Origin of the sequence: Aquibaculum arenosum, from assembly GCF_029222965.1 — a bacterium.
GTDB classification, from domain to species: Bacteria; Pseudomonadota; Alphaproteobacteria; order Kiloniellales; family DSM-21159; genus Aquibaculum; species Aquibaculum arenosum.
Genome location: NZ_JARHUD010000008.1, coordinates 98,590 through 114,958, shown reverse-complemented (window position 1 = coordinate 114,958; position 16,369 = coordinate 98,590). Strand labels below are relative to the sequence as shown.

The window sequence follows — 16,369 nt, the reverse complement described above, 5'->3', positions numbered from 1 at the left end:
GGGGGATAAGAAGCCCCACTTGCCGCCGACGCAAGCAGCCCTTACCAAGGGTGAAGAAGAATGCACGAGGAAACGCCATGACCAGCCCCACCGCGGCCGAAACGCCGACCTTCGTCAGCCACCTCGAATGCTCTTGGACCGGCAAGCGCTACGAGGCCGGACGCCCGCACAACCTCTCCGAGGCGGGCAAGCCCCTCTTGGTGCGCTATGACCTGGAGCGCTTGAAGGCGGCGGCGCGCAAGGCGGACCTGGCGGCGCGGCCCTTCGAGGGCTTCTGGCGCTACCGCGAGTTCCTGCCGGTACAGAAGGCCGAAAACCGCATCAGCCTCGGCGAGGTGGTGACGCCGCTGGTCGACCTTCCGACGCTGGGCGGCGAGGCCGGCACGCTCCTGGTCAAGGACGAGGGGCACCTGCCCACCGGCAGCTTCAAGGCCCGCGGCCTGGCGCTGGCGGTCTCCATGGCGAAGGAGTTCGGCCTCGAGCACCTGGCGATGCCGACCAATGGCAATGCCGGCGCGGCACTGGCCGCCTATGCCCGACGCGCCGGACAGCGCGCCACGGTCTTCTGCCCGGAGGACACGCCGGAGATCAATGTGCGCGAGATCGCGGCCCAGGGCGCCCGGGTGTGGCGGGTCAACGGCCTGATCAACGACTGCGGCAAGATCGTCGGTGAGGGCAAGGCTGCGGCCGGCTGGTTCGACGTCTCCACCCTGAAGGAGCCCTATCGCATCGAGGGCAAGAAGACGATGGGCCTGGAACTGGCCGAACAGCTCGGCTGGGAGGTCCCGGACGTGATCTTCTATCCCACCGGCGGCGGCACCGGCCTGATCGGCATGTGGAAGGCCTTCGACGAACTGGAGGCCATGGGCTGGATCGGGGCCAAGCGCCCGCGCATGGTGGCGGTGCAAGCCAGCGGCTGCGCCCCCATCGTGCGCGCCTGGGAGGCCGGCGAGGAGACGGCGCCGCTGTGGGAGAATGCCCACACGGTTGCCGCCGGCATCCGCGTGCCCGTGGCCGTGGGCGACTTCCTGATCCTGCGCGCCGTGCGCGAGAGCGGCGGCTTCGCCATTGCCCTCGACGACGCTGACATCATGGCGGCACGCGCCGAGGTGGCCGAGGCGGAGGGCCTGCTGCTCTGCCCCGAGGGGGCTGCGACCTACGCCGCCTGGAAGCAGGCCCGGGCCGACGGGCGGGTGCAGCCGGGCGAACGCGCCGTGCTCTTCAACTGCGCCACGGGCTTGAAGTATCCGCTGCCCGATGTAACCCGCAGCCTCGACCGCCACGCGCCCATCGACTACGCGACCCTGTAGTGCGAGGCGGGTCAACATCGCCTCTTCCTCCTCGGCCGGGAAATGCCGCCGGAGCCAGCGTAAGCCCGGGCATAATTGGCACCAGAGAAAGGGCTCCAGCGGTCCTTTCGGCCGGACCGCTTCCGGGCTAACCAGGGCGCTGCAACTGCGGGAGCGAGGCATGAGCGAGATCACCATCGTGCCGCCGGAAGCGGCGCACCGGCCGGACTGGGAGCGGCTCTATGCCGGCTATGCCGCCTTCTACCAGGTGGAGCAGAGCGCGGAGATGCGTGCGCGGGTCTGGGGTTGGATCCAGGACCCGGACCATCCGGTGGAGGGGCAGCTGGCGCTGGATGCGGCCGGGTCGCCCATCGGCCTCACCCACTTCCGGCCCTACAGCCGGCCGCTGATGGCCTCGACCGGCTGCTTTCTGGACGATCTCTTCGTCGATCCGGCGGCGCGCGGCTCCGGCGCGGCCCAGGCGCTGATCGAGGCGGTGGCCGAGATCGCACGCCAACGCGGCTGGAACCTGGTGCGCTGGATCACCAAGGAGGACAACTACCGCGCCCGGGCCGTCTATGACCGGCTGGCCCGGCGCACGGACTGGGTGACCTACGACCTCACGCCCTGATGGTGGGCGAGAGCGAAAGCCGTCCCTCCGGCGCCACCCTGGCGCTGGTGCCGCTGCTGGGTTTGCTCTGGGGCTTCAACTGGCCGGCGGTGCGCATTGCGCTGGACGAGATCGCGCCCTGGACCCTGCGGGCGGCCGGCATGCTCTGTGCCGGCGCCTTCCTGGTCGTCCTGGCATTGCTCACCGGGCGATCCCTGCGGGTGTCGCGCTGCCAATGGCCGCAGCTCATCGTCACCGGCCTGCTCTCCATCGCCGCCTTCAACATCCTGCTCGCCTTCGCGCAGCTCGTGGCGCCCACCTCGCGCATCGTCATCGTCACCTTCACCATGCCGATCTGGGCTGCGCTGCTGGCCGCGGTGGTGCTGGGTGAAGCACTGGACCGGCGGCGCCTGCTGGGCCTGGGCCTCGGACTGGCGGGCTTGACCGCGCTGGGTTGGCCGCTGATCGTCGGCGGCGGGCTCTCGCTCGGCCTGCTCTATGCGCTGATCGCGGGCGTCGGCTGGGGCGCGGGCACCGTGCTTCTGAAGCGCTTTCCCGTCTCGGCACCCGCCATGACCGTGGCCGCCTGGCAGCTCCTGCTGGGCGGGCTTTGCGGCACGGTCGGCATGCTGATCTTCGAGGGTGTGCCGCGCCCGGCGCCGCTGCAGAGCGCGACGCTGTTCGCCTTCGGCTATCACGTGATCCTGGCCCAGGCGCTGGCCTACTTCATCTGGTTCGGCGTTCTGCCCCGCCTGCCGGCGGGGGCCGCCTCCATGGGCACGCTGATGGTGCCGGCGGTGGGTGTGCTGGGTTCGATGATCTTCCTGGGCGAGCGCCCGGGGCTGGGCGACTGGCTGGGACTGGCGCTGGTGTTGGCCGCGGCGGCTACGATCCTGCTGCCGCCTCGGGCGGTGGCCGCCCCTCAAGCCAGGCGCGGATGAGCGCGCGCAGCCGCTCCCGGCCGAAGCTCGGGAAGTGCCCGCCGTGGACTACCTGCACCGGCAGCTCCAGCAGGCGCTCCAGGGAGCGGCGGTAGGCCGCAAGTTCGGCGCCGCGGCAGTCGTCCACCAGCGGTCCGTCGTAGATGGTGTCGCCGGAGAAAAGAATGCCGCTGGCGGCCTCCCAGAGCGCGATGGAGCCGGGCGAGTGGCCGGGCAGGTGCAGCACCTCGAAGTGGCGATCGCCCAGGTCGACCACGCTGCCTTCCTCCAGCAGCCGCGTCGCGGGGGCCGGGGCGATCTGGTAGGCCCCCTCGTCCCAGTCGCCGGGCGGCAGCGCCTCGAACATCTCCTTTGTGGCATAGGGATCGGCCAGGGTGGCCTTGCGCTCCGGCCGGGCCAGCAATTCGGCTTCGGCCGCGTGGACGGCGCGCTCGGCGAACTCGTGATGGCTGCCGATGTGGTCGAAGTGCGTGTGGGTGGCGACCGCCAGCAACGGCCGTTCCGCCAGCAGTGCCACCTGCCGGCGCAAGGACACCAGGCCGCTGCCGCTGCCGCTGTCGATCAGCAGGTCGCGCTCACGCCCGCGCAGATGCCAGATGTTGCAGCGGTAGAAGGGCTTGATGTGCGGTTCGTAGATCCAGGTCAGGCCGTCGGGCAGCCTGCGGGTCTCGTACCAGCTTTCGGCGGTGGCGATGCGCATGGGCGCAGTATAGCAGGATGGAGGCGGTGCGCAGGCCCGGTGTGGCGCATGGCTGTCGACGACAAGGCGCCGCCCCTCCCGGTCATGACCGCGGGCGCCGGGGCTGCTACAAATCGGGTATCTGAGACACCGCCATCGGAGAGCCACCCATGACAACCGCGCGCACAGTCAGCTTCACCCGCATGGAAGAGGGGACGCGGGAGGACTACGAACTGCTCGACCGCCTGGCCGAGGAACAGACGGCGGCCCTCCCGGACCGGGTGCTCGAGTCGCTGCGCGGTCTCGCCGGCTCCTTCGACGGCTATCCCGTCGACCGCCTGACCCACTCGCTGCAGAGTGCCACCCGGGCCGCGCGCGACGGGCGGGATGAGGAGTATGTGGTCTGCGCCTTGCTGCACGACATCGGCGACATGCTGGCGCCCTGGAACCACAGCGACTTCGCCGCCTCCGTGCTCCGTCCCTACGTCTCTGAGGAGAACTGGTGGATGGTGAAGCACCACGGCATCTTCCAGGGCTATTACTACTTCCACCACCTGGGCGGCGACCGCAACGAGCGCGAGCGCTACCGCGACCACCCCTGCTATGAGCGCACGGTTGAGTTCTGCGCGCTCTATGACCAGAACTGCTTCGACCCCGACTACGACCACCTGCCACTGGAGCATTTCGAGCCGATGGTGCGCCGCATCTTCGCCCGCAGCCCCTTCGCCGGGCAGAACGTCACGGCAGCCTGAGCGGAGCTCACGCCACCGTCTTCGCCTTGTAGGCGCAGAGGTCGTTCACGATGCAGGCGGGGCAGTCGGGCTTGCGCGCCTTGCAGATGTAGCGGCCGTGCAAAATCAGCCAATGGTGGGCGTGCAGGCGGCGGTTGGGCGGCACCACCTTCTCCAGTTTGCGTTCCACCTCCAGCGGCGTCTTGCCCGGTGCCAGGCCGGTGCGGTTGCCGACGCGGAAGATGTGGGTGTCCACGGCGATCGTCGGCTGCCCGAAGGCGATGTTGAGCACGACGTTGGCGGTTTTGCGCCCCACGCCCGGCAGCTTCTCCAGCACCGCGCGCTCCTGCGGCACGACGCTGCCATGCTCCTCCACCAGGATGCGCGAGAGCTTGATGACGTTCTTGGCCTTGGTGTTGAAAAGGCCGATGGTGCGGATGTGTTGGCGCACCCCCTCCTCGCCCAGGGCCAGCATCTTCTCCGGCGTGTCCGCCACGGCGAAGAGGCCGCGGGTTGCCTTATTGACCCCCACGTCGGTGGCTTGAGCCGACAGCACGACGGCCACCAGCAGGGTGTAGGGATTGCTGTACTCCAACTCGCCCTTGGGCTCGGGCAGGGCGGCGGCGAGGCGGTCGAAGAAGGCGACGATATCGGCCTTGCGCATGGGGACTTCCGGTGTTGGTGACGATCTTTGCGAGGTGAATCGAGGCGAGATGAAAACGCACGGCTGCGCACGATAACGCGGCTTTGCCGTTTGGGCGAGCCGGGCCTATGTTAGGCGACATGAGCCAGCAATCGCCAGACGGCGCGGCTGCGGAAGAGCTGATCTTCGACGCCGTGCTGACACCGCACCGCTCCCTCTCGCCGCGGGGGTTCTATCTTCTCATGGCCGCCGTGGCCCTCCTCGGCTTCAGCCTGGGGTTGGGCTTCTTTCTGATCGGGGCCTGGCCGGTGATCGGCTTCATGGGGCTGGAGTTCCTGCTGCTCTTCCTGGCCTTCCGGGTTAACTATCGCCGGGGCAGCAGCTGTGAGACCCTGGCGTTGACGCGCCAGCGCCTCGAGGTGCGCCGGATCGACCATCGCGGCCGGGCGCAGTCCTGGAGCTTTCAGCCCTATTGGCTGCGCGTCGAGTTGCTGCCGCCGCACGGCCCGGACCCGCAGCTTGCGCTGACCAGCCACGGCCGCCGCCTGATCATCGGGCGCTTCCTGGCGCCGGCGGAGCGCATATCCCTGGCGGAAGCGCTTCAGCGCGCCATCCTGCGCACGCGGGCGACGGTCTGACCCCTGCCATGACCACGTCCCTGCTGATCTTCGACTGCGATGGTGTGCTGATCGACAGCGAGGCGCTGTCAGCGCGGGCTTGGTGTGAGGTGCTGAGCGACTGTGGCGTGGCTTACGACGAGGCCGAGATGGCGGCGCGCTACACCGGCTACACCGATGCCATGCTGGCAGAGGCCGTGGGGCGGGAGCGGGGGGTAACCCTGCCTGACGACATCCTGGCGCGCGTGCTGGACCACAGCCTCGGCCTCTTCGCGCGCGAGCTGCGGCCGATTGCCGGCATCACCGAACTGCTGGGCGATCTGGCGGGGGCGCGCTGCGTTGCCTCCAACTCCAGCCGGGCGCGGCTGCGCGAAACCCTGCGCCTGGCGGGCTTGTCGGAGAGCTTTGCGGCAGAGGCCGTTTTCAGCGCTGAGGAAGTGCCCCGACCCAAGCCGGCCCCCGATCTGCACGCCCACGCCGCCCAGCGCATGGGATTTGCGCCGGGGGAGGCACTGGTGATCGAGGACAGCGTGACCGGGGTGCAAGCGGCGCGGACGGCCGGCATTCCGGTGATCGGTTTCTTGGGTGCCAGTCACAGCCTGCCGGGGCAGGGCGAGCGCTTGCGCGCCGCGGGGGCGGGCTGGATTGCCGAGGATGCGCAAGACCTGGCGCGGCTGCTCGTCCGCGATGTGGCGCGCCGGCCGCTTGAAGTTCAGCCCTGAGGCGAGTGCTCCGGTCGCCGGAGCAGCCGGCTTAGCGACACCGGATCGGCCAGCAGGGCCGCCTCTTCCTGCCGCTCCAGGGCTTGGCCCGTTGCCTGCTTGACCAGAGCGCGGCGCAGCAGGTCGGGCGCCGGCGGATCGTCGGCGGCGGCGACCAGCGCGCGGTGCAACAGCAGCAAACGCCGGTCGCGCAGCAATGCCTGCAGTCCGCCATCCGGCAAGTCGACCAACGGGTGCGCATCGAGTTCCCGCGCCCGCTGGAGCACCCGAGGCGGTGCGCTTTCCTCGGGAATGAGGAAGAGGCCCAGAGCCCGTGCCGCCCGCCCCAATCCCGGGCTCGAGCCGAGCCAGAGCGTCACCGGCGCCAGTAGCAGGCCGAGGACAATGGGCGAGAACCAGAGAGCCAGGCCGAGCGGCATCATCAGCAAAAGCAGTGCCGCGACCAGGCCGGCCAGGAACTGCGCCCGCGTGGCGGCGAAGGCCAGGCCGAAGGGCAGCATCGCCCCATCCTCACGGTGCTGGCTGCTCCAGCCGCCGTCGCGTCCGCTCAGCACCTCGAAAACGAAGCGCACATGCCAGACCAGCATCACCGGCGCCAGCAGGATCGAGGAGAACATTTCCAGCAGTGTGGAGAACAGCGCGCGCACCGAACCGCCGACGAGGCGCCGCTGCGGCGACAGCAGGAGCAGCAGGAGACCCAAAACCCGCGGCGCAAAGAGCAGAACCGCAATCACGCTGACCAGCGGCAGGGCACTCGCCAGCCTCGGCGCGGCATCGGCGGTCGCGGCGGCCCCCCCACTCAGCGACAGGCCGGCGGCGATGCCAAGGCCCAGCAGCAGGAAGGCCAGCCAGAGCGGCGAGGCGAGATAGGCCATGATTCCCTGGGCCAGATGCAGGCGACTCACCCAGTGCAGTCCGCGTGCCGGCAGCACCTTGGCATGCTGTAAATTGCCCTGGCACCAGCGGCGGTCGCGCATCGCATGGTCCAGCGCCGTGGGCGGTGGCTCCTCCCAACTGCCGCCGAGGTCGGGCGCCATGCGCACCTCCCAGCCGGCCCGTACCAGCAAGGCGGCCTCAACGAAGTCGTGGCTCATCACGTGGCCGCCGAAGGGCTTGCGCCCCGGCAGCTCCGGCAGGCCGCAGCTTTCAGTGAAGGCGCGGGTGCGTATGATCGCGTTGTGGCCCCAGAAGTTGCCCTGTCCCAAACCCCAGAAGGCCATACCTTCGGCCAGAACCGGGGTGGCGACCAGGCTCGCCCACTGCTGCAGGCGGGCAAAGAGACTGGAGCGGTTGACGAGGGTCGGCGGCACCTGCAGCAGACCCAGCCGTGGGTTAGCTTCCAGCCGGCGTGCCATGGCGATGAGTGTGTCGGGCGCCATGAGGGAGTCGGCATCCAGCACCACCATGGCCTCGTAGTGCGCGCCCCAGCGCCGGCAGAAATCGGCGATGTTGCCGGCCTTCTTGCCCAGGTTCTGGCTGCGCCGCCGATAGTGCAGCGTGCCGGCGCCCTTGAGCAGCCGGCGCGCCGCGAACCAGGCGGCCTCTTCCGCCACCCAGACCCGCGGGTCGGTGGTGTCGCTGAGGACGAAGAAGTCGAAACGCTGGCCTTCAGGGCGTCGGGCCAACCCCTCGTACATGGCTGCGATGTTGGCGAAAACCTGGTTGGGATCCTCGTTGTAGACGGGCATCAGCACCGCCACCCGCTCCGGAAGCGGGCCATCCGGCGTGTCTGGGTTCAAGCCCGGCTGTGGCCAGCGCGTGAGCGCGGCAAAGAATCCCACCAGCACATTCCAGAAGGACAGCGCCAGCCAGAAAGTCAGAAAGGCAAAGAGAGCGGTGTAGAGCCACTCGGCCGGACCCGGCTGGGTCAAGCCCAGCGCCTCCTGGAAGGCCACGGCCGCCAGAGCCGTGGTTGCCAGGCTGCCGCCCAGGACCGCCAGGCGACGCAGGGCGGCGGTGATCGCCAAACCGCGCGTTTCCATGACTTCAGCTCAGCCGCACCCGGGCGCGTTGCGGGAGGCGCGGGAGAGAGGGTGCCGGCAGCAGGTCGCGCAGGCTCCAAGCCTGCAACGGCTGTTCCGGCATGGCACGTGGGCGCACCGGCGGCGCCGGATCGGGCAAGGCAGCGTAGAGCCGGCGCAGATCTTCGACCGGTAGCGGCCGTGTCGCCAAGAAGCGTTCCGGCCAGCGTGCGGCGACCCCGCTCAAGGCAACGGCAGCCTCAGCGGCTGCCACGCTGCGCGCGGTGCCGGCCGTGCTCGGCGCCTCGATGCGCATGGCCTGGGCGTCGAACCATTCCAGGAGCTGGCGTTCGTAGGCAGCCTTCAAGCTTTCCCCGGCCAGGCGGTGCCGCTCGATCCGCGCCTGGAGTGCGGCCTGATCAACCGCCGCCTCCACGCCAAGAAGGGTCAGTCGCTCGCGCAAGGGTGCGTTGGCGCGTGAATAGGGAATGGGTGGTTTCATGCAGTTGCGTTGAATCCCATGGGTTGTTGCTGTGCAGAGTATTTGCGTGATGAAACACGGAAGCGGACGGTTTGGCTCCGACCCCTGGACGGAACGGTGTACTCCGCCCGCTACAGGAGATGGCGTGGCCCCGGTGTGCATTTCTATGACCTTGTTGGGACATGCGGGGCGTCACGCGTGCGATGCCCTTGATGGGCTGCTTTGCAGCGGGCTGAGAGCGCAGATGGTGGTGATCCTCCAGCCCCGAAAGGTCGCGCTCACACAAGCCCGTGTCGGCGGCGGTGCTGGTCTCGCAAGCGCAGGGCCGCTATAGCAGGGCCTTGTTCACAAACGGCTTCTTCAGGAGGAGACAACAGCCCATGGCCGGAAAGATCGACGCACGCCTCGCCGAACTGGGAATCGAACTGTCGACGCCCGCGGCCCCGGTGGCGAACTATGTTGCCTTTGTGAAGAGCGGGAACCTCGTCTTCCTCTCCGGACAGCTGCCGTTGGTTGGCGGCAAGCCCAGCCATACCGGCAAGGCCGGGGCGGAGCAGAGCGCTGAGGAAGCTCAGGCAGCGGCGCGCAACTGCGCCATCAATATCATCGCCCAGCTCAGGGCCGCCTGTGACGGCGACCTCGACCGGGTCAAGCGCGTGGTGCGGTTGGGTGGCTTCGTTGCCTCGACACCCGACTTCGTGGACCAGCCGAAGGTGGTCAACGGTGCCAGCGACCTGATGGTCGAGGTGTTCGGCGATGCCGGTCGCCACTGCCGCACAGCAGTGGCGGCGCCCTGCTTGCCGCTGGACGTGACCGTCGAAGTGGATGCGGTCGCCGAGATCGAGTAGGCCCGAATTGATCCTCGGCACCACTCCATGGGGTGCCGGGGGTCAGGCGCGGCCCGTCGGCTCCCCGTCGGCGAAGAGATCGGTGCGCTGGTCGATGATTTGCTTGCCCTTGATCACGGTGAAGGACACCGCGTCCTCCCGTGAGGCAAAGCAGTCGGCGCGCTGAAAGACGCGCTCCATCTCGCGGTCGGTGCCGGCATCCTTGCGGATCGTGCCGGCCACCCGCCATTGCCCGTCCTGCTGCACCGGGGCCGGTTCGATGGTCAGGCCCTTGTAGTCGAGAGGTTCAGCCTCTTCCGAGGCGGCAGCTGCGGGCTCGCGCGCCGGGCCGCCGCCGAACAGTCGTGACAGAAATCCAGTCATGGCCGCAGTAAAGCACGGCGCGGCCTACATGAACAGTTTCTCGGCCTCGCCGTCCATGTCGGCATAGAGGCCGGCCACCTGCTCTTCATAGCCGTTATAAAGCCGGGTCGGCACCTTCTCGTCGGTGCCCAGGATCTCCTCCTCGGCCTGTGACCAGCGGGGGTGAGGCACCTCCGGATTAACGTTGGCCCAGAAGCCGTACTCGTTGGCCGCAATGGTCTCCCAGAAGGTGGTCGGCCGCTCTGCCAGGAACTCGATGGCAACGATCGACTTGATCGACTTGAAGCCGTACTTCCAGGGCAGCACGAGCCGCAGCGGCGCGCCATTTTGTGCCGGCATTGGCTTGCCGTAGATGCCGCTGGCCATAAACGCGAGCGGGTGGCGTGCCTCGGCCAGGGTCAGGCCTTCCTGATAGGGCCAGGGATACCAGCTCGCGCGCAGGCCGCGCATGGCTTCTGGCTGTTCGGCCGTGGTGAAGCGCAGATAGCGCGCTTCCGCTTTGGGCCGGGCGAGTGCCACCAGATGCGACAACTCGAAGCCCGACCAGGGCACCACCATGGCCCAGGCCTCGACGCAGCGGAAGCGGTAGACCCGCTCCTCCAGCGGCATGTGTGCGAGCAGTTCGTCAATGTCGAAGCTGCGTTCCTGCTCGACCAAGCCGCTCACAGCGACGGTCCAGGGGCGCAGCTGCATTTCCTGCGCCTGGCGCCAAATGTTCTTCGAGGAGCCGAACTCATAAAAGTTGTTGTAGGTGGTAGCCAGCTTTTCCTCGGTCAGCTCGCGTTCAACCGCATAGGCTTCGTTGCGGCGCACGGGATAGAGGCCGGCCGAGGGCTCCTGGCTGCCTTCCTGCGCCAGGGCCCGGGCGCCGGGGCCCATCAGACCGGCGGTCAGGGCCAGTGCCGTTCCGGCTCCTGCCTGCGTGAGAAAGCGGCGGCGCTGGCGATAGATCGATTCGGGGGTGACCTGAGATTCCGGAATGTCCCAGTCGGGACGGCGCTTGATCCACATGACGGACCTCCCATTCGTGGGAGTGTAGCACAGATCGGCGCGGCGAGCAGCATGAAGCTGTGGTCAGCACTGGGCGTGCCGGGTCCATTGAGTCTCCGCGCCCCAGCGCGGGCTCAGCCTTGCTGCGCCCAATCCTGCGGCGACCAGCCCGGGGGTGCCAGCTCGAAGCCGGAAAATTCGAAGGCCGGGGAGACGGTGCAACCGACCAGGGTCCAATCGCCCAGGCTGCGCGCGCTCTGCCAGGCGTCCTTGGGGATCACGACCTGCGGCCGCTCACCGGCAGCGAGATCCGTCCCCAGAACCAGCCGGTGGCTGCTGGCCCCGTCCTGGGACAGCCCAAGCTCCAGCGGGGCCCCAGCGTAATGATGCCAGATCTCGGTGGCATCGACGCGGTGCCAGTGGCTGGCTTCGCCGGCTGCGAGCAGGTAGTAGATCGCGGTGCCGGCCCCGCGCCCGCCTTCGGCCGGTTGGTCGCGCCAGGTTTCGCTGAACCAGCCGCCCTCGGGATGGCGCTGCATGTTGAGCCTGAGCACCAGATCGCGCGCAGTCTCCGGCAGATTGGCGTGGTCAATCGTGCTGCTGCTCATCCGCGGAAGACGTCCTTGCGCGCTCGTACCTCGGTGAAAACCTGCACCGGATCGCCGTCGGAAATGGACAGGGCCTGCGCCAGGTCAGGATCATCGGCTCGCAGGAAAGGGTTGGTGTCCAGTTCCTCGCCCAGGGTCGAGGGCACGGTGGGTTCGCCGCGGGCGCGCGCCGCGTCGACTTCTGCCGCCCGCGCCTTGAGGGCACTGTTGTTGCCTTCCACCGACAGGGCAAAGCGGGCGTTGGCCTGGGTGTACTCGTGGGCGCAGTAGACCTTCGCGGTCCGAGGCAAGGCCCGCAGCTTTTTGAGCGATTGCCACATCTGCGGCGGCGTGCCTTCGAAAAGACGCCCGCAGCCCAGGGCAAAGAGGGTGTCGCCGCAGAAGAGCGCATCGGAGTCGGCAAACCAGAAGGCAATGTGCCCGCGGGTGTGGCCGGGAACGAAGTACACCTCTGCTTCCGCCTCGCCCACTGTGACCTGGTCGCCTTCGCGCACCTCGACGTCGATGCCGGGAATCCGCTCTGCATCGTAGGCCGGGCCGATGATGGTGCAGCCCGTGGCGTCCTTGATCTCGAGGTTGCCGCCCACGTGGTCGCCGTGATGGTGGGTGTTGAGGATATGCGTGATCTGCCAGCCGAGGCGCTCGGCTTCCGCCAGCACCGGCTCGGCCACGGCCGGGTCGACCACGGCGGTGGCGCCGCTGGCCGGGCAATGGGCCAGGTAGATGTAGTTGTCGTTTAGGACGGGGATTTGGTGGATCTGAAGCTGGGTCATGCTTCATAGATAGCAAAGCCACCGCGCTGCTCCAACCCGCGCCGTGCTCGTGCTAGCCTTGCGCCATGTCCAGCGATGTCCTTGGCCTTTCCGAGTTCTACCGGACGCACACCGGGCAGGTGGCGCGGCATCTTATCCGTCGCCAGGTGCGGCAGCGCTGGCCCGATGTCTCGGGTTGCGTGGTGCTTGGCCTCGGTTTTGCCACGCCCTACATGCGGCAGTTCCGCGACGAGGCGGATCGGGTTCTCGCCTTCATGCCGACGCGCCAGGGTGTGATGCACTGGCCGGTCGAAGGCCCTTTCGCCAGCACGCTGGTGGAGGAAGGGATGCTGCCCCTGGCCGACTGCTCGGTGGATCGGCTTTTGCTGGTGCACGCGGTGGAGCACAGCGAGTCGCTCGACGCGCTGCTGCGCGAGGCCTGGCGGGTTCTCGATGGCGAAGGACGGTTGCTGGTGGTGGCCCCCAACCGGCGCGGGCTCTGGGCGCGCTTCGATCGCACGCCCTTCGGTCATGGACGGCCCTACAGCCCGTCTCAGCTATCGCGCCTGTTGCGCGAGCACCTCTTCACGCCCCTGGAGGCGCGCGAGGCGCTCTATGTGCCCCCGACCTCCTGGCGCTGGCTCTTGGGTACGGCGCCGGCCTGGGAGCGGCTCGGACAGCGCTGGTTCCCCCAAGTCGCCGGGGTCAATCTGCTGGAAGCGAAGAAGCAACTCTATGCCGTGCGGCCGCTGGCGGCGCGGCAGCGGCGCAAGCGGGCGTTTGTCCTGCCCATGCCTGTCAGTGCTGCACCCAGCCCGGCGCGGCGGAGCGCGCGATAGCCCAGATCGTATTTCATCCGCGCCACCTCCGGGTTCAGGTTGAAATCGAAAACCGTTAAACATCAATGTGATAAAACCAGTTTGCGTCGCTGCTCCGATAGCTCTGTGATTTCGATCAGGGAAGCTTGGCTCTGGTGTTATTCTTACCGGCTGGTACCAGAGTTTCTTGCATGCCACTGGTTTTTCGTGGAAGCATGCGCGCCTACAAATGACCAACACACGGGAGGTATGGAATGCTCCGGAGAACAATGCTCGGTTTGGCTGGTACGCTGGCGCTCGGCGTCGCTGCTACGGTGACGATGGCGCAGCCAGCCCAGGCCTATCCCGATCGTCCGATCACCATCATCGTGCCCTGGGGTGCCGGCGGTGGCACCGACGCCACGGCGCGCATCATCGCCTCGGTGCTTGAGGGTGAACTCGACACCTCGGTCAACGTGGTGAACCGCACCGGCGGTTCCGGCGTGGTGGGTCACACCGCCATCGCCGAAGCGGACCCGGACGGCTACACCCTTGGTCTCGCCACGGTCGAGATCAACATGATGCACTGGCAGGGTCTGACCGACCTGACCTGGGAGGGCTACACCCCCCTCACGTTGATGAACGAGGACCCGGCTTCCGTGAACGTTCCGGTTGATTCTCCCTATGAGACCCTCCAGGACCTCCTGGATGTCATCGAAGAGAACCCGGGCGGCTTCCAGGCCTCCGGCACCGGCCAGGGCGGCATCTGGCATCTGGCGCTCGCCGGCATGCTCTATGATCTGGGCTATGAGCCCGACGCCGTGGGCTGGGTTCCGAGCGACGGCGCAGCTTCCGGTCTGCAGGACATGGTCGCGGGCGGCGTGGACCTGGTTCCCTGCTCCCTGCCGGAAGCCCGTTCTCTGATCGACGCCGGGCGCGTGAAGTCCCTCGGCCTGATGTCGGAAGAGCGTGCGGACCTCTATCCGGACCTCCCGACGCTGAAGGAAGAGACCGACAGCGACTGGACCATGGGTGCCTGGCGAGGCATCGTCGGGCCGAAGGGCCTGCCGCAAGAGGTGGTCGATACCCTGATCCCCGCTCTGGAAGCCGTCTATAACAGCGACGACTACCAGGAGTTCATGGCCTCGCAGGGTTACGGCATCCGCTGGGCCGCGGGCGACGATTTCGCTGCGTTCATGGATCAAAGCAACCAGAGCATGGGCGATATCATGGAAGCCGTCGGCCTCCGACAGGACTGATCGAGACAAGGACCACCGCCGCTTCGGCGGCGGTGGTTCGATCGGATACCCGCAGATGCGCTTTAACGATATGATGCTCGGCGCGGTGCTGCTGGCGTTTGCCGTGGTCCTCGCCGGGTTTGCTATGACCTTTCCTGCCATTCCCGGGCAGCGCTTTGGGGCGGGCCTCTTTCCGCTGCTGATCGCGCTGGGCTTTGCCGCCTGTGGCATCGCGCTGGTGCTCCAGCACCTGCGCAGTCCTCATGCAGGCCGCGAACCCCTGGTGATGCGCACGGAGTGGACGCAGAAGCCGGGCGCGATCCTGGCGGTGCTGATCACCATCGCTGTGATGATCGGCTACATCCTGCTGTCGCGGCCCATCGGCTTCCTGCCGATCATGGCCTTGATGACGTTGATCCTCTTTCGCCTGCTCCAGGTGCCCTGGTGGCAGGCCTTGCTCTTTGCCGTCGGCGGCACCTTTGTGTTGGACCTGATCTTCCGCAGTCTGCTGATGGTTCCCCTGCCTTACGGCATCATCCCCTATCTGCCCTGGTAGTCACGATGGACCCGATTAGCCAAGCTTTCGACCTCGTCCTGCAGTGGCAGGTCGTTGGTGCCGTCGTCGCCGCAGCCATTTTCGGCCTGCTGGTCGGCGCCATTCCCGGCCTTACGGCGACAATGGCGACGGCGCTGCTTGTGCCCTTCGCCTTCTTCATGGACCCGGTTCCGGCCGTGGGCATGATGGTGACCTGCGCCGCCATGGCGATCTTTGCCGGCGACATACCCGGTACGCTGTTGCGCATCCCCGGCACGCCGGCTTCGGCCGCCTATGCCGGCGAAGGTTACGCCATGACCCTACGGGGTCAGGCCGAACTGGCACTGGGCGCCAACCTGCTCTACTCGGCGCTGGGCGGCCTCTTCGGCACTGCGGTGCTGATTTTCGCTGCACCCACCCTGGCGGAAATTGCCCTCAATTTCTCGTCGGTGGAATACTTCTGGATGGCCCTGCTCGGGCTGACCTGCGCCGTCTTCATCGGTGCCTCCTCGCCGCTGAAGGGGTTGATCAGCCTGTTCATCGGTCTGTTCGTGGCCACCATCGGCCTCAACAACCCAGCCGGCGTGCCGCGCTTCACCTTCGGCTCCTCCGACCTGCTGGCGGGCATTGACTTCATCCCGGCAATGATCGGGCTGTTTGCCGTCTCCACCGTGCTCAGCACCGTGGCCGCCGGCGCGCCGGCCTGGGAGGTGGCGCAGAAGGGCATGGGCAACATCTTCCGCTCGTGGGGCACCTTGTTGCGCACCTACTGGCGTCAGCAGTTGCGCGGCAACGTCCTGGGCACGACCATCGGTGCCCTGCCTGGCGCGGGCGCGGACATTGCTGCCTGGGTGGCCTATGCGATCAGCCGACGTTTCTCGCGCCAACCGGAGAAGTACGGCACCGGCCATGTGGAAGGCATCGTCGAGGCGACCTCGGCCAACAACGCCGCCGTATCCAGTGCCTGGATCCCGGCTTTCGTCTTCGGCATCCCTGGCGACACCATCACGGCGATCGTGATCGGCGTGCTCTACGTCAAAGGCCTCAATCCGGGGCCGACGCTCTTCCTGTTCAATCCGCAGACGATCTATGCCGTCTTCCTCATCTTCATCCTGGCCAACCTGGTCATGATCCCGCTGGGCTGGCTGGTCATCAAGCTGACCAAGCGCCTGTTGCAGGCGCCGCGCCGCATTCTCATGCCGCTGATCCTGGCCTTCTGCATGGTGGGGGCCTACGCCTCCAACAACTCGGTCTACGGCATCGTGGTGATGCTGGTCTTTGGGGTGCTGGGCTTCTTCATGGAAGAGAACGACATCCCCATCGCGCCCTGCATCCTGGGCATCGTGCTGGGTCCGCTTCTGGAGGATCGCTTCATCTCGGCCATGATCCGCGGTGACGGCTCGCTGCTCTTCTTCTTCGAGCGCCCCATCGCGGCTGGGCTGGGCGTTGTGGTGCTCAGCATCTGGGCCTTTTCCCTCATCGGCTGGCTGCGTCGGCGTCGCAAACTGGCGCAAGCACCAGCCGGGTAGGGCGGGCTCATCCCTCCCGCGAGCGGATCGGGGGC

Annotated in this window: 19 protein-coding genes; 11 read left to right on the top strand and 8 right to left on the bottom strand. The window is 67.6% G+C overall.

The genetic code is table 11. The features are described 5' to 3' along the window. Positions 1-77 precede the first annotated feature (77 nt). The 3 genes from P2G67_RS13410 to P2G67_RS13400 all read left to right on the top strand — a co-directional run bounded on the left by P2G67_RS13410 (position 78) and on the right by P2G67_RS13400 (position 2,840). A complete protein-coding gene (locus P2G67_RS13410) occupies positions 78-1,310 on the top strand; it encodes a threonine synthase (protein WP_275823746.1) in 1,233 nt (410 codons plus the stop codon). A 160-nt stretch (positions 1,311-1,470) separates the two neighbouring features. Beyond that, the gene (locus P2G67_RS13405; RefSeq protein WP_275823744.1) at positions 1,471-1,920 is read left to right on the top strand and encodes a GNAT family N-acetyltransferase; all 450 of its coding nucleotides are present in this window, start codon (positions 1,471-1,473) and stop codon (positions 1,918-1,920) included. Beyond that, positions 1,920-2,840, top strand: a complete 921-nt coding sequence (locus P2G67_RS13400; protein WP_275823743.1) for a DMT family transporter — start codon at positions 1,920-1,922, stop codon at positions 2,838-2,840. Before P2G67_RS13405 ends, P2G67_RS13400 begins: the two co-directional genes overlap by 1 nt. Here the strand turns inward: P2G67_RS13400 and P2G67_RS13395 are convergent. Beyond that, a complete protein-coding gene (locus P2G67_RS13395) occupies positions 2,785-3,540 on the bottom strand; it encodes an MBL fold metallo-hydrolase (protein WP_275823742.1) in 756 nt (251 codons plus the stop codon). The two genes, P2G67_RS13400 and P2G67_RS13395, sit on opposite strands and share 56 nt — an antisense overlap. 149 nt (positions 3,541-3,689) lie before the next feature. On the opposite strand from P2G67_RS13395, the gene P2G67_RS13390 reads away from it, so the two are divergent. After that, entirely contained in the window at positions 3,690-4,271 is a 582-nt protein-coding gene (locus tag P2G67_RS13390) for an HD domain-containing protein (RefSeq protein ID WP_275823740.1), read from the top strand. Between the two features lie 7 nt (positions 4,272-4,278). On the opposite strand, the gene nth is transcribed toward P2G67_RS13390, so the two are convergent. After that, positions 4,279-4,914 carry an endonuclease III gene (nth, locus tag P2G67_RS13385; RefSeq protein ID WP_322099709.1) on the bottom strand — a complete coding sequence of 212 codons (636 nt, stop codon included), beginning with the start codon at positions 4,912-4,914 and terminating at the stop codon, positions 4,279-4,281. A gap of 119 nt (positions 4,915-5,033) precedes the next feature. Here nth and P2G67_RS13380 point away from each other — a divergent pair, with 119 nt between their 5' ends. Together P2G67_RS13380 and P2G67_RS13375 are read left to right on the top strand one after the other, a co-directional pair. Continuing rightward, positions 5,034-5,531 (top strand): DUF2244 domain-containing protein, encoded by a 498-nt coding sequence (locus tag P2G67_RS13380; RefSeq protein WP_275823739.1) that lies wholly within the window; start codon positions 5,034-5,036, stop codon positions 5,529-5,531. An 8-nt stretch (positions 5,532-5,539) separates the two neighbouring features. After that, entirely contained in the window at positions 5,540-6,232 is a 693-nt protein-coding gene (locus P2G67_RS13375) for an HAD family hydrolase (RefSeq protein WP_275823738.1), read from the top strand. On the opposite strand, the gene mdoH is transcribed toward P2G67_RS13375, so the two are convergent. Further along, entirely contained in the window at positions 6,223-8,214 is a 1,992-nt protein-coding gene (gene mdoH, locus P2G67_RS13370) for a glucans biosynthesis glucosyltransferase MdoH (RefSeq protein WP_275823737.1), read from the bottom strand. The two genes, P2G67_RS13375 and mdoH, sit on opposite strands and share 10 nt — an antisense overlap. 4 nt (positions 8,215-8,218) lie before the next feature. Further along, on the bottom strand, positions 8,219-8,695 hold the full coding sequence (locus P2G67_RS13365; RefSeq protein WP_275823736.1) for a hypothetical protein: 477 nt from the start codon (positions 8,693-8,695) through the stop codon (positions 8,219-8,221). Between the two features lie 359 nt (positions 8,696-9,054). Between P2G67_RS13365 and P2G67_RS13360 the strand changes: the two genes are divergently transcribed. Then, complete coding sequence (locus tag P2G67_RS13360) at positions 9,055-9,522, top strand: RidA family protein (RefSeq protein ID WP_275823735.1); 468 nt, start codon at positions 9,055-9,057, stop codon at positions 9,520-9,522. A 42-nt stretch (positions 9,523-9,564) separates the two neighbouring features. Here P2G67_RS13360 and P2G67_RS13355 read toward each other — a convergent pair whose 3' ends face one another. The 4 genes from P2G67_RS13355 to gloB form a co-directional block, all read right to left on the bottom strand. After that, a complete protein-coding gene (locus P2G67_RS13355; protein ID WP_275823734.1) occupies positions 9,565-9,885 on the bottom strand; it encodes an HlyU family transcriptional regulator in 321 nt (106 codons plus the stop codon). A 24-nt stretch (positions 9,886-9,909) separates the two neighbouring features. Next, a complete protein-coding gene (gene msrP / locus P2G67_RS13350) occupies positions 9,910-10,896 on the bottom strand; it encodes a protein-methionine-sulfoxide reductase catalytic subunit MsrP (RefSeq protein WP_275823733.1) in 987 nt (328 codons plus the stop codon). Between the two features lie 113 nt (positions 10,897-11,009). Then, positions 11,010-11,483: a cupin domain-containing protein gene (locus P2G67_RS13345; protein ID WP_275823731.1), complete on the bottom strand. Its 474-nt coding sequence runs from the start codon at positions 11,481-11,483 to the stop codon at positions 11,010-11,012. Further along, a complete protein-coding gene (gene gloB, locus P2G67_RS13340; protein ID WP_275823730.1) occupies positions 11,480-12,256 on the bottom strand; it encodes a hydroxyacylglutathione hydrolase in 777 nt (258 codons plus the stop codon). The genes P2G67_RS13345 and gloB overlap by 4 nt, the downstream gene beginning before the upstream one ends. A gap of 65 nt (positions 12,257-12,321) precedes the next feature. Between gloB and P2G67_RS13335 the strand changes: the two genes are divergently transcribed. The 4 genes from P2G67_RS13335 (at position 12,322) to P2G67_RS13320 (ending at position 16,334) form a co-directional block, all read left to right on the top strand. After that, on the top strand, positions 12,322-13,074 hold the full coding sequence (locus tag P2G67_RS13335; RefSeq protein WP_275823728.1) for a class I SAM-dependent methyltransferase: 753 nt from the start codon (positions 12,322-12,324) through the stop codon (positions 13,072-13,074). A gap of 233 nt (positions 13,075-13,307) precedes the next feature. Beyond that, entirely contained in the window at positions 13,308-14,291 is a 984-nt protein-coding gene (locus tag P2G67_RS13330; protein WP_275823727.1) for a Bug family tripartite tricarboxylate transporter substrate binding protein, read from the top strand. A gap of 55 nt (positions 14,292-14,346) precedes the next feature. Beyond that, positions 14,347-14,826, top strand: a complete 480-nt coding sequence (locus P2G67_RS13325; protein WP_275823726.1) for a tripartite tricarboxylate transporter TctB family protein — start codon at positions 14,347-14,349, stop codon at positions 14,824-14,826. A 5-nt stretch (positions 14,827-14,831) separates the two neighbouring features. Then, positions 14,832-16,334, top strand: a complete 1,503-nt coding sequence (locus P2G67_RS13320; RefSeq protein WP_275823725.1) for a tripartite tricarboxylate transporter permease — start codon at positions 14,832-14,834, stop codon at positions 16,332-16,334. The last annotated feature ends 35 nt before the right edge of the window (positions 16,335-16,369 follow it).

Excerpts from the sequence above, each read along its gene's own strand:
- gloB (WP_275823730.1), bottom strand. The coding sequence starts at position 12,256 with ATGACCCAGCTTCAGATCCACCAAATCCCCGTCCTAAACGACAACTAC.
- P2G67_RS13325 (WP_275823726.1), top strand. The coding sequence starts at position 14,347 with ATGCGCTTTAACGATATGATGCTCGGCGCGGTGCTGCTGGCGTTTGCC.
- P2G67_RS13395 (WP_275823742.1), bottom strand. The coding sequence starts at position 3,540 with ATGCGCATCGCCACCGCCGAAAGCTGGTACGAGACCCGCAGGCTGCCC.
- nth (WP_322099709.1), bottom strand. The coding sequence starts at position 4,914 with ATGCGCAAGGCCGATATCGTCGCCTTCTTCGACCGCCTCGCCGCCGCC.
- P2G67_RS13375 (WP_275823738.1), top strand. The coding sequence starts at position 5,540 with ATGACCACGTCCCTGCTGATCTTCGACTGCGATGGTGTGCTGATCGAC.
- P2G67_RS13390 (WP_275823740.1), top strand. The coding sequence starts at position 3,690 with ATGACAACCGCGCGCACAGTCAGCTTCACCCGCATGGAAGAGGGGACG.
- P2G67_RS13335 (WP_275823728.1), top strand. The coding sequence starts at position 12,322 with ATGTCCAGCGATGTCCTTGGCCTTTCCGAGTTCTACCGGACGCACACC.
- mdoH (WP_275823737.1), bottom strand. The coding sequence starts at position 8,214 with ATGGAAACGCGCGGTTTGGCGATCACCGCCGCCCTGCGTCGCCTGGCG.
- P2G67_RS13380 (WP_275823739.1), top strand. The coding sequence starts at position 5,034 with ATGAGCCAGCAATCGCCAGACGGCGCGGCTGCGGAAGAGCTGATCTTC.
- P2G67_RS13400 (WP_275823743.1), top strand. The coding sequence starts at position 1,920 with ATGGTGGGCGAGAGCGAAAGCCGTCCCTCCGGCGCCACCCTGGCGCTG.
- P2G67_RS13345 (WP_275823731.1), bottom strand. The coding sequence starts at position 11,483 with ATGAGCAGCAGCACGATTGACCACGCCAATCTGCCGGAGACTGCGCGC.
- P2G67_RS13410 (WP_275823746.1), top strand. The coding sequence starts at position 78 with ATGACCAGCCCCACCGCGGCCGAAACGCCGACCTTCGTCAGCCACCTC.
- P2G67_RS13405 (WP_275823744.1), top strand. The coding sequence starts at position 1,471 with ATGAGCGAGATCACCATCGTGCCGCCGGAAGCGGCGCACCGGCCGGAC.
- P2G67_RS13330 (WP_275823727.1), top strand. The coding sequence starts at position 13,308 with ATGCTCCGGAGAACAATGCTCGGTTTGGCTGGTACGCTGGCGCTCGGC.
- P2G67_RS13355 (WP_275823734.1), bottom strand. The coding sequence starts at position 9,885 with ATGACTGGATTTCTGTCACGACTGTTCGGCGGCGGCCCGGCGCGCGAG.
- P2G67_RS13365 (WP_275823736.1), bottom strand. The coding sequence starts at position 8,695 with ATGAAACCACCCATTCCCTATTCACGCGCCAACGCACCCTTGCGCGAG.
- P2G67_RS13320 (WP_275823725.1), top strand. The coding sequence starts at position 14,832 with ATGGACCCGATTAGCCAAGCTTTCGACCTCGTCCTGCAGTGGCAGGTC.
- msrP (WP_275823733.1), bottom strand. The coding sequence starts at position 10,896 with ATGTGGATCAAGCGCCGTCCCGACTGGGACATTCCGGAATCTCAGGTC.
- P2G67_RS13360 (WP_275823735.1), top strand. The coding sequence starts at position 9,055 with ATGGCCGGAAAGATCGACGCACGCCTCGCCGAACTGGGAATCGAACTG.